The sequence below is a fragment of the Selenomonas sp. oral taxon 136 genome (genome assembly GCF_001554015.1).
In the GTDB taxonomy this organism is placed as follows: Bacteria; Bacillota; Negativicutes; order Selenomonadales; family Selenomonadaceae; genus Centipeda; species Centipeda felix.
Map to the genome: position 1 here is coordinate 1993819 of NZ_CP014239.1, position 16010 is coordinate 2009828.

The 16010-nt window shown below is 54.6% G+C and carries 10 protein-coding genes, 3 rRNA genes and 1 riboswitch; of the genes, 11 read left to right on the plus strand and 2 right to left on the minus strand.

The window, feature by feature from the left end; translation table 11 throughout:
• Position 1: 1 nt before the first annotated feature.
• Positions 2-1768, plus strand: a complete 1767-nt coding sequence (locus tag AXE86_RS09530) for a bifunctional homocysteine S-methyltransferase/methylenetetrahydrofolate reductase (RefSeq protein ID WP_061946533.1) — start codon at positions 2-4, stop codon at positions 1766-1768.
• A 109-nt stretch (positions 1769-1877) separates the two neighbouring features.
• On the opposite strand, the gene AXE86_RS09535 is transcribed toward AXE86_RS09530, so the two are convergent.
• Both AXE86_RS09535 and AXE86_RS09540 read right to left on the minus strand, forming a co-directional pair.
• Positions 1878-2438 carry a hypothetical protein gene (locus AXE86_RS09535; protein ID WP_061946535.1) on the minus strand — a complete coding sequence of 187 codons (561 nt, stop codon included), beginning with the start codon at positions 2436-2438 and terminating at the stop codon, positions 1878-1880.
• 9 nt (positions 2439-2447) lie between these two features.
• Positions 2448-3536 (minus strand): dipeptide epimerase, encoded by a 1089-nt coding sequence (locus AXE86_RS09540; RefSeq protein ID WP_050341130.1) that lies wholly within the window; start codon positions 3534-3536, stop codon positions 2448-2450.
• Positions 3537-3680: 144 nt separating this feature from the next.
• Here AXE86_RS09540 and AXE86_RS09545 point away from each other — a divergent pair, with 144 nt between their 5' ends.
• The 10 genes from AXE86_RS09545 (at position 3681) to rrf (ending at position 15925) form a co-directional block, all read left to right on the plus strand.
• Positions 3681-4847 carry a DUF819 family protein gene (locus tag AXE86_RS09545; protein ID WP_061946537.1) on the plus strand — a complete coding sequence of 389 codons (1167 nt, stop codon included), beginning with the start codon at positions 3681-3683 and terminating at the stop codon, positions 4845-4847.
• Between the two features lie 124 nt (positions 4848-4971).
• On the plus strand, positions 4972-5847 hold the full coding sequence (gene rfbA, locus AXE86_RS09550; RefSeq protein WP_061946540.1) for a glucose-1-phosphate thymidylyltransferase RfbA: 876 nt from the start codon (positions 4972-4974) through the stop codon (positions 5845-5847).
• A gap of 8 nt (positions 5848-5855) precedes the next feature.
• Entirely contained in the window at positions 5856-6416 is a 561-nt protein-coding gene (gene rfbC / locus AXE86_RS09555; RefSeq protein WP_061946542.1) for a dTDP-4-dehydrorhamnose 3,5-epimerase, read from the plus strand.
• Between the two features lie 45 nt (positions 6417-6461).
• Positions 6462-6560, plus strand: a riboswitch (TPP riboswitch).
• Positions 6561-6689: 129 nt separating this feature from the next.
• A complete protein-coding gene (gene thiM / locus AXE86_RS09560; protein ID WP_061946544.1) occupies positions 6690-7511 on the plus strand; it encodes a hydroxyethylthiazole kinase in 822 nt (273 codons plus the stop codon).
• A 60-nt stretch (positions 7512-7571) separates the two neighbouring features.
• A complete protein-coding gene (gene thiE, locus AXE86_RS09565) occupies positions 7572-8231 on the plus strand; it encodes a thiamine phosphate synthase (protein WP_198145260.1) in 660 nt (219 codons plus the stop codon).
• Between the two features lie 13 nt (positions 8232-8244).
• Complete coding sequence (gene thiD / locus AXE86_RS09570) at positions 8245-9048, plus strand: bifunctional hydroxymethylpyrimidine kinase/phosphomethylpyrimidine kinase (protein WP_061946546.1); 804 nt, start codon at positions 8245-8247, stop codon at positions 9046-9048.
• Between the two features lie 3 nt (positions 9049-9051).
• Positions 9052-10239: a putative hydroxymethylpyrimidine transporter CytX gene (gene cytX, locus AXE86_RS09575; RefSeq protein ID WP_009754198.1), complete on the plus strand. Its 1188-nt coding sequence runs from the start codon at positions 9052-9054 to the stop codon at positions 10237-10239.
• Between the two features lie 464 nt (positions 10240-10703).
• A 16S ribosomal RNA gene (locus tag AXE86_RS09580) occupies positions 10704-12341 on the plus strand.
• A 306-nt stretch (positions 12342-12647) separates the two neighbouring features.
• Positions 12648-15745: ribosomal RNA gene (locus tag AXE86_RS09585) — 23S ribosomal RNA — on the plus strand.
• 63 nt (positions 15746-15808) lie between these two features.
• Positions 15809-15925 (plus strand): 5S ribosomal RNA (rrf, locus tag AXE86_RS09590).
• The 16S, 23S and 5S rRNA genes sit together here, the layout of an rRNA operon.
• Positions 15926-16010 lie beyond the last annotated feature (85 nt).

The following is a 16010-nucleotide window of genomic DNA, read 5'->3' on the forward strand; positions in this document are numbered from 1 at the left end:
GATGGCGGATATACGCGAACATCTAAAGCATGAGCCGCTCGTCTTTGACGGCGGTATGGGCACGTACTACGCACAGAAAACCAATACGCGCGGCAAGGGCGTAGAGCTTGCCAACCTCCAATCACCCGACGTGGTTGCAGGAATTCATGCAGAGTACCTGCACGCCGGCGCGCAGGCGATCAAGACGAATACATTTGCTGCAAACCGCATTGTCTACCAAGGCGATGACGAACTCGTTGCGCAGATCATCCGTGCCGGCTGGGCGCTCGCCGCTCGCGCGGCAGAGCCATTTGGCGCATACGTCTTTGCTGACATCGGTCCGGTGATCGGACTGCCGCCGCGCGACATTGCTGCAGAGTATCGCTTTCTGGCGGATACATTCCTTTCCTGCGGCGCCACGCATTTCCTCTTTGAGACGAATTCCTCGGCTGAGGGATTGACGGAGACGGCCGCCTATATCAAGGCGGCATGCCCTCATGCCTTTGTGCAGATTTCCTTTACGGCACTTCCGGGGGGCTATACGCGCGACGGCTTCTTTGCGGAGGATCTCGTCCGCGCCGTGGCAGAGAGCGGACAGGTTGATGCTGTCGGCTTCAACTGTGTGAACGGCGTACGTCAGATGAAGGAATTGCTGCATCATCTCAAGTCGGTGTCGCTGCCGCTCGCGCTGATGCCGAACGCGGGACATCCGATGGTCGTCGATGGGCGCACCTTCTATGAGAGTGCACCGGAGTATTTTGCTGAGACACTGGCGGCACTCGTGCAGGACGGTGTCTCCATCCTCGGCGGCTGCTGCGGCACGACGCCGGTGCATATCCGCGCCCTGTGCACGGCTCTCGGAACGCAGGGCACAGTGACCGCTGATGTGCAGGCAGCCGCTGAGCAGGAGCCTGTCATACAGGCGGAGAGCCCCTTTTTCGCCGCCCTGCGGGATGGCAGGAAAGTCATTGCTGTAGAGCTTGACCCACCTGAGACCGGTCACGCGGAGAAATTTCTCCGTGGGGCGCGTGAGCTGCGCGAGGCGGGCGTCGATGCCATTACGATTGCGGATAACCCCGTCGCGCGGGCGCGTATGGATGCGGCGATGCTTGCGGCGCGTGTCCATCGTGAGCTCGGGATCGAGCCGATTCCGCACATGACCTGCCGCGACCGCAACCTCAACGCGATCAAGTCCATCCTTCTCGGGCTCAGCGCAGAGGGCATTCACAATATGATTGCCATTACCGGCGACCCGATTCCAACGGCGGAACGCGATGAGGTAAAGAGTGTCTATCAGTTCAACTCGCGCAAGTTGTCCGCATTCATCAAGAGCCTCGGTGAGCATGGCGACGTTCTGCCGTTTCATGTGTTCGGTGCACTCAACATCAATGCGAAACATTTTCCCTCGCAGATTGGACTTGCCAAGAAAAAGCTGGAAGCGGGGATGACGGGATTCTTTACCCAGCCCGTGCTGAGCGAACGCGCGAAGGAGAACCTGCGCACGGCGCGTGAGGAGCTGGGAGACGCCCTGATTATGGGCGGACTGATGCCCGTGGTCAGCGAGCGCAACGCACGGTTTATGGAAAGCGAGATTGCGGGCATCCACGTCGAGGAACGCATCATCAATGCATACCACGGGCTCGATCGGGAGGCGGCGGAGGAACTCGCCGTCAGGCTTTCGCTGGAGATTGCACATGATATTGAGCCGTATATTGACGGTTACTACATCATCACGCCATTTTCGCGAACGCCGCTGGTCGCCCGCATCGTTGCAGAGCTTTTGAAATGATAACAAAAAATCCTCCTTTTGCCGTATTATCTGCGGCAAAAGGGGGATTTTTTAGCTATGGATAGAGCAGTCCCACGAACGAATGAAAAGAGTATCTATCAGCGATTCTCTAGTGAACAGTACCGCCCAGTGTCATTGGCAGCGTATGCGACGCCGATGCTGCGGCACGAAGATCCGCGGGGGACTTCTTCGCCCATACGGCAGCGACTTTCTTTTGGAAGGCAAGCATCGAGAGCGGTGCACTTTTTTGTGCGCGTACGTTTTGTCGGATGATGTCCGCGAACGCTTCGGGCACACGCGCCGTCCGCTGTGCGAGGAGCAGCTTGAGCTTCGTATCGATGAGATAGAGATGGATGGTCGGATCGGCGAGACTCTCCTCGTCCGGCATCAGTTCCTCTTTGACGAGGGCAAGGGAGAGCGGTGCGTCGCCCCAGCCGTCCTTGAAGATGCCGCCGATACGATAGAGGAAAAAGAGTATGCCGTCCGCCTCGGTGAGCGCCAGCTCGATCTCGCCCGTGCGAAATGCCTCCACAGCAATGGCGTCCGTGCGCGAGAGCTGCAGCAGAAACATCATCCCGTTTTTATCCGCTTGAAACATACCGCCGTCTGCTTCGGCGCGGATGGGCAGGGGGAACGGTTCGCCGACGGCGAAGTTGGTCGATGTACTCATGCGATCTCCTTACAGCATCTTCAGTCCGGCCACACCCTTGATGCCAAGCCCCGGTGCGGTGGAGGCAGTGATGTCCTTCTCGTTGAACTGTGCACCGCCCTCAATCGGATCCTCGCGGCAGAGCACGGGACCGTCGAGGTCGATGCGCGTGACAATTTTTTTTGCGCAGGCGAGTGCCACAGCGGCATTGACGGAGATCTTTGCCTCGAGCATACAGCCGAGCATACACTCCATGCCGTAGATCTCTGCGGCAGCGATGATCTGCTGGGCGGGGTAGAGTCCGCCGCATTTCATCAGCTTGATGTTGACCATGTCAGCGGCGTGGAGCTGCATGATGCGCAGCGCATCAGCGGGGGAGAAGACAGCCTCGTCGGCGAGGACGGGAACGTCGCTCTCTCTCGTGACGTAGGCGAGTCCGTCAATGTCGGCGGCAGCGACAGGCTGCTCCACCAGCTCGATATCGAGCCCCTTCTCTGCCATCTGGGCGAGGATGCGGACGGCCTCGCGCGGACGCCATGCCTGATTGGCGTCAATGCGGATGCGCACGTCTTTGCCGACCGCGTCGCGGACGGCGACGAGACGGGCGACATCGAGCGAGGGATCAATTCCTACCTTGATCTTGAGCGTGTCGTAGCCGCGACGGATGGCATCGCGTGCGTCGCGCGCCATCTCCTCGGGCGCATTGACGCTGATCGTGATGTCGGTCACGATGCCGTCCCTTGCTCCGCCGAGCAGTTTGTGTACGGGGATGTTCCAGAGCTGCCCGTAGAGATCGTAGAGCGCCATATCGACAGCGGCCTTTGCCGAGGTATTGTGGATGAGTGCGGTCTGCACATTACGGATGAGATCCTCGAACTCGTTCACGTCCCGTCCGATCAGCAGCGGGGCAAGGTGCGTGCGGATCGCGTCGATGATGCCGCCCGTCGTGTCACCCGTCACGACGCCCGTCGGCGGTGCCTCGCCATAGCCTGTTGCACCCGTATCGGTACGGATGAGAACGATGACATCCTCGACGCTGTCCACGCGGCGGCGTGCTGTTTTGAACGGAACACGCAGGGGGACAGAAAGCATGCCCAGTTCGACGTTCGTAATTTTCATGGGAATCCTCCTTTTGTATACAGAATTCTTTCATAAAAGAGAGCGCTATAGGAAAGAAGTCCATTGTATCTCTTTATTGGTTTATTATATAATCGAGACTATAATTCTTCAAGGAATTATATATCATCGAAGGAGTGTATTGTCATGATTACGGATGGATTCACCTATGTTGCTGTGCTCATCCTCCTCGCAGGCGGGCTGGTAACGCTTGAGAAGGGAACCGGCTGGGCACTGTTCCGCTATCTTCCCGCTGTCGTCCTCGTCTACCTCATTTCTATGCTGCTCTGCACGTTCGGTACATGGGATATGGCGGCGACAAAGCCCGCCTACGGCGCACTGAAGAACTCGCTGACGTACGCGATGGTCTTTACCATGCTGCTGCGCTGCGACATCCGCAAGGTACTGAAGCTTGGCCCACGGATGTTGCTTGGCTTTTTCTCCGCGTCACTCACGATCATGATCGGCTTCGTCGTCGCCTATCTGGTGATGAAGGGGCTGATCGGCGTCGACTCGTGGATGGCACTCGGCGCGCTCTGCGGCTCATGGCTTGGCGGCTCGGGCAATATGGTCGCCGTGCAGGCGGCGCTCGGCGTGTCAGAGGCGGATATGGGCTATGCCCTCGTGGTGGACTCCATCGACTACTCCATCTGGGTTATGTTCCTGCTCTGGCTCATTACGCTCGCCGCGCGATTCAACGTGTGGAACAAGGCAGATACAACACAGCTCGATGCTGTCTCGCGCAGCCTTGAGGAGGATGCCAAGCTGAACACGGGGAAGATCACATTCCAGAGCATCATCCTCCTGCTCGGCGTCGCTCTCGTTGTCTCGGCACTCGGTGCGAACGTCGGAAAGACGCTCAATGCAGCCGTACCGTTCTTTGACAAGGCAACGTGGACGATTCTCTTTATCACGGTGCTCGGTCTGATCGGCGCTGTCTCGCCGCTCGGACGCGTGGCGGGCTCGGCGGAGATCTCGAATGTACTCCTCTACTCCGTGATTGCCCTCCTCGCATCGCGCGCCTCCCTGCTGGAACTGGGCGATGCACCGTACTGGATTTTGACGGGGTTCATCATCCTCGGTGTTCACTTTGTCCTCATGTTCTTCCTCGCACGGCTTTTCCACCTCGATATGTTCACGGCGTGCGTGGCTTCACTCGCCAATATCGGCGGGACGGCATCCGCGCCTGTACTTGCCGGCACCTACTCGGGCTCACTGGTTCCCGTCGGCATCCTCATGGCGCTGATGGGCTACGTGATTGGTACACCGTTCGGCATTCTCGTTGCGCATATTATGGAAATGTTTGCGGGGTAAATCTCGTATCATTGATCAAAGGCATGCAGAAGGATTCGCTTTCTGCGTGCCTTATTTTTTATGAAGGAAATCTGCCTGCATTGTCGAATTAGAGCATCATGAATCTTTTTGAAGAGGTGACGGAATGATCAAAAAGGGAATTATCCTGGCAGGCGGCTCAGGGACGCGCCTTTATCCGCTGACGAAGGTCGTATCGAAGCAGCTCATGCCAATCTACGACAAGCCGATGATCTACTATCCGTTGAGCACGCTCATGCTTGCGGGCATACGGGACATCCTCATCATCACGACGCCGAGCGACAGTGAGCTCTATCAGAGCCTCCTCGGTGACGGAAGTCAGCTCGGTATTGCCATCTCGTATGCTGTACAGCCGAGTCCCGACGGACTGGCACAGGCATTTCTCATCGGTGCAGACTTTATCGGCGGCGAAGGATGTGCGCTCGTGCTGGGGGACAATATCTTCTACGGCTCGGATTTTGCGCAGGTGCTGCAGCAGGTGGTACAGCACGACACGGGGGCGACCGTGTTTGCCTACTACGTGTCCGATCCCGAGCGGTACGGCGTCGTCTCCTTTGATGCGGACGGCAGCGCACTCTCACTTGAGGAAAAACCAAAGCAGCCGAAGTCCAACTACGCTGTGACAGGACTTTACTTCTATGACCATGACATTGTCGACATTGCGCGCGCAGTACGCCCGTCGGCACGCGGGGAACTCGAGATCACCGATGTGAATATCGCCTATCTTACGGCAAAGAAACTCCGTGTGGAGCGGCTGCGGCGCGGTTATGCATGGCTGGATACGGGTACTCATGAGTCTCTCCTGTCGGCAGCGGCCTTTGTCCAGACCATCCAGGCGCGGCAGGGACTGAAGATCGCCTGCATCGAGGAGATCGCCTACCGCATGGGCTATATCGATGCCGAGCAGGTGCTCCGCCTTGCAGAACCGCTGGCAAAGAACGAATACGGCGTGTATCTGAAACGCATCGTGGATGAAATGTAGGGGATAGCATGAATGTCATTGAAACAGCACTGCCCGGGGTTATGATCATAGAGCCGCAGGTGTTTGGCGACGCACGCGGCTGGTTTATGGAGAGCTGGTCGGAAAAAAAAATGGAGGATGCGGGGATTCACGCCGCATTCGTACAGGACAATCACTCCTTTTCGGCACAGAAGGGGACGCTGCGCGGCCTGCACTATCAGCTGAACCCCATGGCACAAGCGAAACTCCTGCGCGCCTCGCGCGGTGCGATCTTCGACGTTGCCGTTGACATCCGCCGCAATTCGCCGACCTATGCGCAGTGGGTAGGAGCAGAACTCTCTGCGGAGAACTATCGGCAGCTCTTCATTCCGCGCGGCTTTGCCCATGGCTTTATCACGCTGACCGACGATGTGGAGGTGCAGTATAAGGCAGATAATCTCTATGCACCGGACTGTGATGGCAACATTCGATGGGACGATCCCACGATCGGTATTGCATGGCCGCTCACACCGACCGTCCTTTCGGAGAAGGACGCCGCCGCGCCGCTCCTCGCGGAGCGCAGTGAATTGAATTTCGTCTATGAGGCATAGAACAATGATTTCCTAGGTTGACACCTCATAGGAGAAGAACTATAATAAAAATACAAGGGGAGCCGAAAGGCTGAGAGTGGATTCGATCCTGACCCATAACCTGATTTGGATAATGCCAACGTAGGGAAATAGGCCTTTACTTTTAAGCGCATTCGAGCGTCATCCATTTCATTTTGGGTGGCGCTCTTTTTGTGCAGGCAAGTTGCATGAGGCGGCTTGTGTGTGATTCGGACGGAACGGGTTGGGAAAATGATGCAGCAGGAGGAAGCAGTCATGCTGGAAAGCTATTTGGACAACGTAAGAGAGAATGCACCGCTCGTGCATAACATCACCAACTATGTGACCGCAAATGATGTGGCGAATGCCATTCTGGCGGTTGGTGCAAGCCCCATCATGTCGGATGAGCCGGAGGAAGCCGCCGATATCACACGAATTTGTGACGGGCTGAACATCAATATCGGCACACTGCACAAGCAGTCCATCCGCGCGATGCATCTGGCCGGAAAACGCGCCATGGAGCTGGGTCATACGCTGCTTTTGGATCCGGTAGGCGCAGGCGCATCGAAGCTGCGCACTGAGACGGCGGCTGCCCTTATAGAGGAGCTGCACTTTACGGCAATTCGCGGCAACATATCGGAGATCAAGGCACTATGTCTTGGCAGCACGACGACAAAGGGAGTGGACGCAGATGCTGCGGATGCGGTTACTGAAGCGAATCTTGTAGATATGATTGCGTTTGCAAAGATGTGTGCGCAATCATGCGGAAGTGTTATCGCCATTACCGGTGCCATTGATTTGGTCGCTGATGCAGAGGCATGCTATGTCATCCGCAATGGGCGCAAAGAAATGAGCAGCATTACGGGAACGGGTTGTCAGCTCTCCGGCGTGATGACTGCCTTTTTGGCGGCAAACCCCGGCCATGCCTTAGCGGCTGCGGCTGCCGCTGTTGCTGCAATGGGACTCGCCGGCGAGATTGCGATGGAGTATATGACAGACGGTGATGGAAACGCCACATATCGGAATCGGATCATCGACGCGCTCTATCATATAACAGCGGAGCGTATGAATCAAGGAGAAAGGATCGAAATCCGATGATACGGCAGCGAGTGCAGACGAAGGCTCCATGCGAAACGAGCGGGGGCGACAGGAAAGAAGATGAATGAAATGCTTGTGAGGAAAGAAGACCTTCTCCTGTACGCGGTGACCGATCGTCGCTGGCTGCATGGGGGAAGACTGTATGATGCGGCAGAACGTGCGCTGCAAGGAGGTGCGACATTCCTTCAGCTGCGTGAGAAAAGCGCAGGGACAATGCCGCGCGCTTCCTTGCTGGAAGAAGCACGGGCGCTTCGCTTGCTTTGCCGGCGTTATCGTGTACCATTTGTGATTGATGATGATGTGGAGCTGGCCATGGCAATCGGCGCCGATGGCGTCCACGTGGGACAGAGCGATATGGAGGCAGGTGCAGCCAGACAACGCATAGGGAAGGACAAAATTCTCGGCGTCTCGGTACAGACGGTAAAGGAGGCGCGGATTGCCGCTGGGTGCGCTGCCGATTACTTGGGGGTGGGGGCTGTATTTCCTACCAACTCCAAGGAGGATGCCGAGGCTGTTCACTATGAAACGCTGAAAGAAATATGTTCAGCGACAGCAGTTCCCGTTGTCGCAATCGGCGGCATCAACGATGAAAACGTCATGCAGCTTGCCGGCAGTGGTATTGCGGGCGTCGCCGTTATTTCAGCGATCTTTGCCAAGGAGGATATCCGCCTTGCAGCGCAGCGCCTGCTGCACAAGGTAAAAGAAGCAAAGGGAAGATAGGGAGGAAAACGGGATGAAAACTGTACTGACCATCGCTGGAAGTGATTCCAGTGGGGGAGCCGGCATTCAGGCCGACCTCAAAACAATGACGATGAATGGTGTGTTTGGCATGAGTGCCGTGACAGCACTCACCGCCCAGAACACATGCGGTGTGAGCAGTATTTTGAATGTTTCCCCGGAGTTTCTGGGGCAGGAGCTGGATGCCGTTTTTTCGGATATTCGGCCGGATGCGGTGAAAATCGGCATGGTATCCGACGGAGCGCTGATCCGCATCATCGCAGATCGCCTAACCCGTTATGCGGCGGAGCACATCGTGCTGGATCCGGTCATGGTTGCCACCAGCGGGGCAAGACTGATTGAGGAGAAGGCGGTGGAGACATTGACGGATCTTTTGATTCCGCTTGCCGAGGTGATTACACCGAACATTCCGGAGGCAGAGGTTCTTAGCGGACTTGCGATCACAACGGAAGCGGATATGCGTGAGGCTGCCGCATCCATAGCAAAGACCTTTGGCTGCAGTGTTCTCGTAAAGGGAGGGCACAGTCACAATGATGCCAACGACCTCCTTTATGAGCGAGGGACGGTTACGTGGTTTCAGGGAAAAAGAATCGACACACACAACACGCACGGTACGGGCTGCACACTATCCAGCGCGATTGCCGCAAACCTCGCCAAGGGCTTTGACTTGCATGAATCTGTAGGCAGGGCAAAGGAATATGTTTCCGGAGCCTTGGCAGCTATGCTTGACCTCGGAAGGGGCTCTGGCCCCATGAATCACGCATTTGACTTGCAAGGCAGGTTTGCAGAGGGGATGTAAAGGATGAATGAGAAAGCAAAAAGGAGCAATTTGTTTGGACATGGCTTGCTCTGGTTCGGTGCGGGCGTCTCTATTGCGGAAATTTTGACAGGAACGTATCTGGCGCCACTTGGATGGGAAGCAGGCATGACGGCCATTGTGCTGGGGCATCTCATTGGTGGTGTCCTATTTTTCCTGACTGGGCTGGTCAGTGCCAGAAGTGGAAAAAGCGCTATGGAAGCGGTGAAGATGGCCTATGGCCGCTATGGCGGCGCATTTTTTGCGATGCTGAACGTGTTGCAGCTCGTTGGCTGGACAGGCATTATGATTTATGACGGAGCTTTGTCCGCCACGGCCATCTGGCCGATAGGAAACTGGGGCTGGTGCGTGGTGATTGGCGCACTGATTGTACTGTGGATTGTCGTGGGAGTCAGAAATTTTGGCCGGATGAATACCATCACGATGACGGCACTCTTCATCCTGACGGTAATCATGTGCATTGTTATTATGGAGGAGACCGGTACAGCACCTTTCTCGTCCGAGATGATTTCCTTTGGAGCCGCACTGGAACTGTCGGTTTCCATGCCGCTTTCGTGGCTGCCTGTGGTCGGCGATTACACAAAGGACACCGAAGAGCCGGTCAGGGCAGCTCTTGTCAGCACGCTTGTATACGGCCTCGTAAGCAGCTGGATGTTTTTGATTGGCATGGGCGCGGCAATTTTGGCGGGAACCGGTGACATCGCCCAGATCATGCTTCGCGCAGGGCTTGGCACGGTGGGACTCCTTATTATTGTGTTTTCCACGGTCACCACAGCATTCTTGGATGCCTTCTCCGCCGGGATTTCTGCGGAAGCTGTGCGGACAGCTATGGGACAAGACGGTGAGGGAAAAGGGAAGAAGATGGCCGTATTTGCGGCGACAATTGGAACAGTGGCGGCAATTCTCTTTCCTATGGATGACATTACTGGTCTTTTGTATATGATTGGATCTGTTTTTGCCCCCATGGTTGCTGTTCTGCTCGGAGCGTTCTTCGTTCTGAAAACGGATGCTCAGAACAAGGCGTGTGATTGGCGAAACATGTTCGCGTGGTTGGTTGGATTCCTCATCTATCGGATGCTTATGGATGTTGATTTGCCCATTGGATACACACTGCCGACGGTCCTCATCACGTTCGCGATATCCGTTGGGCTGAATAAGTGTGTAAAAGTGTAGACATATCTTTTTTGACGAAAAGCGAAAAAACGAAAAAGAGGGGTTGACGGGAGTTGTGACGTGTGTTATATTATGACAGTCGCGCCGATGAGAGCGGCGGGCGAGCGCAAGCAAGCCCCAGCACTAGAGCGGCGCAGGATGTACCCTGAAAACTACACAATGCAAAACAAGTTAGATTAAGGAAGCACTGATAAATTCAGCACTGCCATCTTGGTGCATCCTTTTCGCCCTGCCTGTGTCAACAAATCCTCCACATAGCTTTTGCTATGCGTCCGGTTTGTTTCCTTGTCAGGACAAAAATTCTGCACCAATCTGACAGACTTCATTTTATCAGCGATTCCTTCAACTCTAACAGCCAGATGCAACATCGTTGTGAAGGTGGAAACACCTTCGGTCAACGAAACAACAATTCTTTTACAAGAATGACATTTTGAGCCAACAGGCTCTCAGATAGACTACGGTCTTTTATGGAGAGTTTGATCCTGGCTCAGGACGAACGCTGGCGGCGTGCTTAACACATGCAAGTCGAACGAAATTAAAAAATTATCATTGAGCTCTCCGATGAGATGGGAGCCAAGCGTCGTGACCGCGGAGCGGGCACCACGCGTTCAACAAGTGCAACACCAAGTCGAAGGGTTGAATGGTAATTTTTTAATTTAGTGGCAAACGGGTGAGTAACACGTAGACAACCTGCCGACAGGATGGGGACAACATTCCGAAAGGAATGCTAATACCGAATGAAGTCAGAGGAGGGCATCCTTCTCTGATGAAAGATGGCCTCTTTTTATGCTATCACCTGTTGATGGGTCTGCGTCTGATTAGCTGGTTGGTGAGGTAACAGCTCACCAAGGCGACGATCAGTAGCCGGTCTGAGAGGATGAACGGCCACATTGGGACTGAGACACGGCCCAGACTCCTACGGGAGGCAGCAGTGGGGAATCTTCCGCAATGGGCGCAAGCCTGACGGAGCAACGCCGCGTGAGTGAAGAAGGTCTTCGGATCGTAAAGCTCTGTTGACGGGGACGAACGTGCGGGGTGCGAATAGCACTTTGTAATGACGGTACCTGTCGAGGAAGCCACGGCTAACTACGTGCCAGCAGCCGCGGTAATACGTAGGTGGCGAGCGTTGTCCGGAATCATTGGGCGTAAAGGGAGCGCAGGCGGGCCGGTAAGTCTTACTTAAAAGTGCGGGGCTCAACCCCGTGATGGGAGAGAAACTATCGGTCTTGAGTACAGGAGAGGAAAGCGGAATTCCCAGTGTAGCGGTGAAATGCGTAGATATTGGGAAGAACACCAGTGGCGAAGGCGGCTTTCTGGACTGCAACTGACGCTGAGGCTCGAAAGCCAGGGGAGCGAACGGGATTAGATACCCCGGTAGTCCTGGCCGTAAACGATGGATACTAGGTGTGGGAGGTATCGACCCCTACCGTGCCGGAGTTAACGCAATAAGTATCCCGCCTGGGGAGTACGGCCGCAAGGCTGAAACTCAAAGGAATTGACGGGGACCCGCACAAGCGGTGGAGTATGTGGTTTAATTCGAAGCAACGCGAAGAACCTTACCAGGCCTTGACATTGACTGAAAGAGTTAGAGATAACTCCCTCTCTTCGGAGACAGGAAAACAGGTGGTGCATGGCTGTCGTCAGCTCGTGTCGTGAGATGTTGGGTTAAGTCCCGCAACGAGCGCAACCCCTGTTCTTTGTTGCCATCAGGTAAAGCTGGGCACTCAAAGGAGACTGCCGCGGAGAACGCGGAGGAAGGCGGGGATGACGTCAAGTCATCATGCCCCTTATGGCCTGGGCTACACACGTACTACAATGGAACGGACAGAGAGCAGCGAACCCGCGAGGGCAAGCGAACCTCAAAAACCGTTTCCCAGTTCGGATTGCAGGCTGCAACCCGCCTGCATGAAGTCGGAATCGCTAGTAATCGCAGGTCAGCATACTGCGGTGAATACGTTCCCGGGTCTTGTACACACCGCCCGTCACACCACGGAAGTCATTCACACCCGAAGCCGGCGCAGCCGTCTAAGGTGGGGAAGGTGACTGGGGTGAAGTCGTAACAAGGTAGCCGTATCGGAAGGTGCGGCTGGATCACCTCCTTTCTAAGGATAAGACTGAGCGCAAAGCTCATGAATCTTAGGTCGGTACATCTGAGCTTATGTTTTGCATTGTCTAGTTTTGAGGGCACATCGAACGCAAGAGATTGCGTAGTTGTGACCTTATTGTTCCCTGAAAACTGCACAGAAGAAACAAGAAAATCTAAAAGGGAGATTTCATGTACTCATGCATGAAGTTTTCCTCACTGAGGTCTTCTGCCGCAAGGCAGAAAGTAACAGAATAGATTTTCCCAAGCAAATTAGGATAAAGCGAAAATACCTTTAAACTGATGACAAAAGTCGTAAGACGTAAGTCAAGTTTATAAGGGCATACGGCGGATGCCTAGGCGTTTCGAAACGAAGAAGGACGCGATAAGCTGCGATAAGCTGCGGCGAGCTGCAAGTAAGCTATGACCCGCAGATTTCCGAATGGGGCAACCCGGCAAGAGTAACGTCTTGTCACCCTACCTTCGAGGTAGGGAGAAAACACCCGATGAACTGAAACATCTAAGTAGTCGGAGGAAAAGAAATCAACTGTGTTCCGCTCATGAATAAGCTGGATTGCAGATGCGCAGGATGATTCATCCAGATGCGAGGAAGAGGAGTGCGTCATAGCGGTGGCTATGGCAAGCGACGATGACAAAGCAGATGGAGAATCAGACAAGCATATGCGCCAGAGTATTCATGAGTGGAGCACCGAGATTCCCTGAGTAGCGGCGAGCGAAACGGGAAGAGCCCAAACCTGAGGACTTCGGTTCTTGGGGGTTGCGGACCTGCAACAAGACATAAACTTTAGTGGAAGCATCTGGGAAGGTGCGGCAAAGAGAGTGAGACCCTCGTACACGAAAGAGTGAAAGGCGGGCAGGGATCCAGAGTACCACAGGGCACGAGGAACCCGGTGGGAAGCAGGGTGGACCACCATCCAAGGCTAAATACATCGAAGCGACCGATAGCGAAAAGTACCGTGAGGGAAAGGTGAAAAGAACCCCGGGAGGGGAGTGCAAGAGAACCTGAAACCGTATGTCTACAAACAGTCGGAGCACTTTACATGTGCGACGGCGTGCCTATTGAAGAATGAACCGGCGAGTTAATTTATGCTGCGAGGTTAAGCGGGAGACGCGGAGCCGAAGCGAAAGCGAGTCTTAAGAGGGCGCAAGTAGCATGGATTAGACCCGAAACCACAGTGATCTATGCATGTCCAGGTTGAAGCTCAGGTAAAAATGAGTGGAGGACCGAACCCGTGCGTGTTGAAAAACGTTGGGATGAGGTGTGCATAGGGGTGAAATGCCAATCGAACGTGGAGATAGCTGGTTCTCCCCGAAATAGCTTTAGGGCTAGCCTCAGGCGAATAACCATAGAGACGGTAGAGCACTGATCGGGCAAGGGGGCGTAAAGCCTACCGACCCCAGTCAAACTACGAATGGCTCATATGGGCAGTCTGGGAGTCAGAATGCGAGTGATAAGACCCGTATTCAAGAGGGAAACAGCCCAGACCGCCGGCTAAGGTCCCAAATGCTGTGCTAAGTGGAGAAGGATGTAGGACTTCGAAAACAACCAGGATGTTGGCTCAGAAGCAGCCACCATTAAAAGAGTGCGTAATAGCTCACTGGTCGAGAGGCCCTGCGCCGAAAATATCCGGGGCTCAAGCACAGAACCGAAGCCGCGGCAGGGTGTACTAAGGTACACACTGGGTAGGGGAGCGTTCTTATCTGGACGAAGGCAGACCGGAAGGACTGCTGGACGGATAAGAAGTGAGAATGCCGGTATGAGTAGCGAAACGACAGGTGAGAATCCTGTCCACCGAAAGCCTAAGGAATCCCGGGCAACGCTCGTCGTCCCGGGGTAAGTCGGGACCTAAGCCGAGGCGAAAAGCATAGGCGATGGACAACTGGCGAAAATTCCAGTACCGGGCGTCTTCGTTTGAGGATGGAGTGACGCAGGAAGGAAGCTGAGCACGCGATTGGATGTGCGTGTCGAAGGCGGTAGGGTTGTATGGAGGCAAATCCCCATACTATAAGGCCGAGAACCGATAGATAGGAAAGACTACGGTCAATCTGAATTCAGCTGCACTACACTGCCAAGAAAAGCTTCTAACGAGAAGACGTCTGCCCGTACCAAAACCGACACAGGTAGGCGGGGAGAGAATCCTAAGGTGCGCGGGAAAACCCTCGTTAAGGAACTCGGCAAAATGCATCCGTAACTTCGGGAAAAGGATGGCCGCTGATGGTGAAGACATTTACTGTTGGAGCTGTTGGTGGCGGCAGAAAAGAGGCCCAAGCGACTGTTTACCACAAACACAGGTGCCTGCGAAAGCGCAAGCTGAAGTATAGGTGCTGACGCCTGCCCGGTGCAGGAAGGTTAAGGAGAGTTGTTAGTCCTTGAGATGAAGCAGCGAACTGAAGCCCCTGTAAACGGCGGCCGTAACTATAACGGTCCTAAGGTAGCGAAATTCCTTGTCGGGTAAGTTCCGACCCGCACGAAAGGCGTAACGATTTGGGCACTGTCTCAACGAGGGACCCGGTGAAATTGAAATACCTGTGAAGATGCAGGTTACCCGCGACTGGACAGAAAGACCCCATGGAGCTTTACTGCAGCTTGGCATTGGTCTTTGGCATATAACGTACAGGATAGCCGGGAGACTGGGAAGTCATATCGCTAGATGTGATGGAGTCACCGTTGGGATACCGGCCTTTATATGCTAAGGATCTAACTAGTACATTAACAGTGTATAGGACAGTACCAGGCGGGCAGTTTGACTGGGGCGGTCGCCTCCGAAAGAGCAACGGAGGCGTCCAAAGGTTCCCTCAGCGCGGACAGAAATCGCGCGAAGAGCATAAAGGCAGAAGGGAGCTTGACTGCGAGACTGACGGGTCGAGCAGGTACGAAAGTAGGGCTTAGTGATCCGGTGGAAAGAGAGTGGAATTGCCATCGCTCAACGGATAAAAGCTACCCTGGGGATAACAGGCTAATCTCTCCCAAGAGTCCATATCGACGGGGAGGTTTGGCACCTCGATGTCGGCTCATCACATCCTGGGGCTGAAGCAGGTCCCAAGGGTTGGGCTGTTCGCCCATTAAAGTGGTACGTGAGCTGGGTTCAGAACGTCGTGAGACAGTTCGGTCCATATCCATCGCGGGCGCAAGATACATGAGGGAGGCTGCTCCTAGTACGAGAGGACCGGAGTGGACGGACCAACGGTGTACCGGTTGTCCTGCCAAGGGCACGGCCGGGTAGCTGCGTCCGGAAGGGATAAACGCTGAAAGCATCTAAGCGTGAAGCCTGTCCCGAGATGAAGTATCTCATTCCTATAAGGAAGTAAGACCCCTTGAAGAAGACGAGGTAGATAGGCTGGGTGTGGAAGCACAGCAATGTGTGGAGCTGACCAGCACTAATCGGTCGAGGGCTTGACTTACAAGCCTAACAATTTGCTTACAGTTTCTTCTGTGAAGTTTTGAGTGGACAACACTCAAGAAGATGCGGTGATGATGCCTGAACGGTTCCACCTGTTCCCATTCCGAACACAGTAGTTAAGCGTTCAAAGGCCGAGGGTACTTCGTTGGAGACGACGTGGGAGAGTAGGTAGTTGCCGCAAAAACATGAAGCTGTTGTACGATGACAATATGGTCTGCGTACAGCAGCTTTTTCTTATTTTATCAATGAAAGACAATCTCAATTAT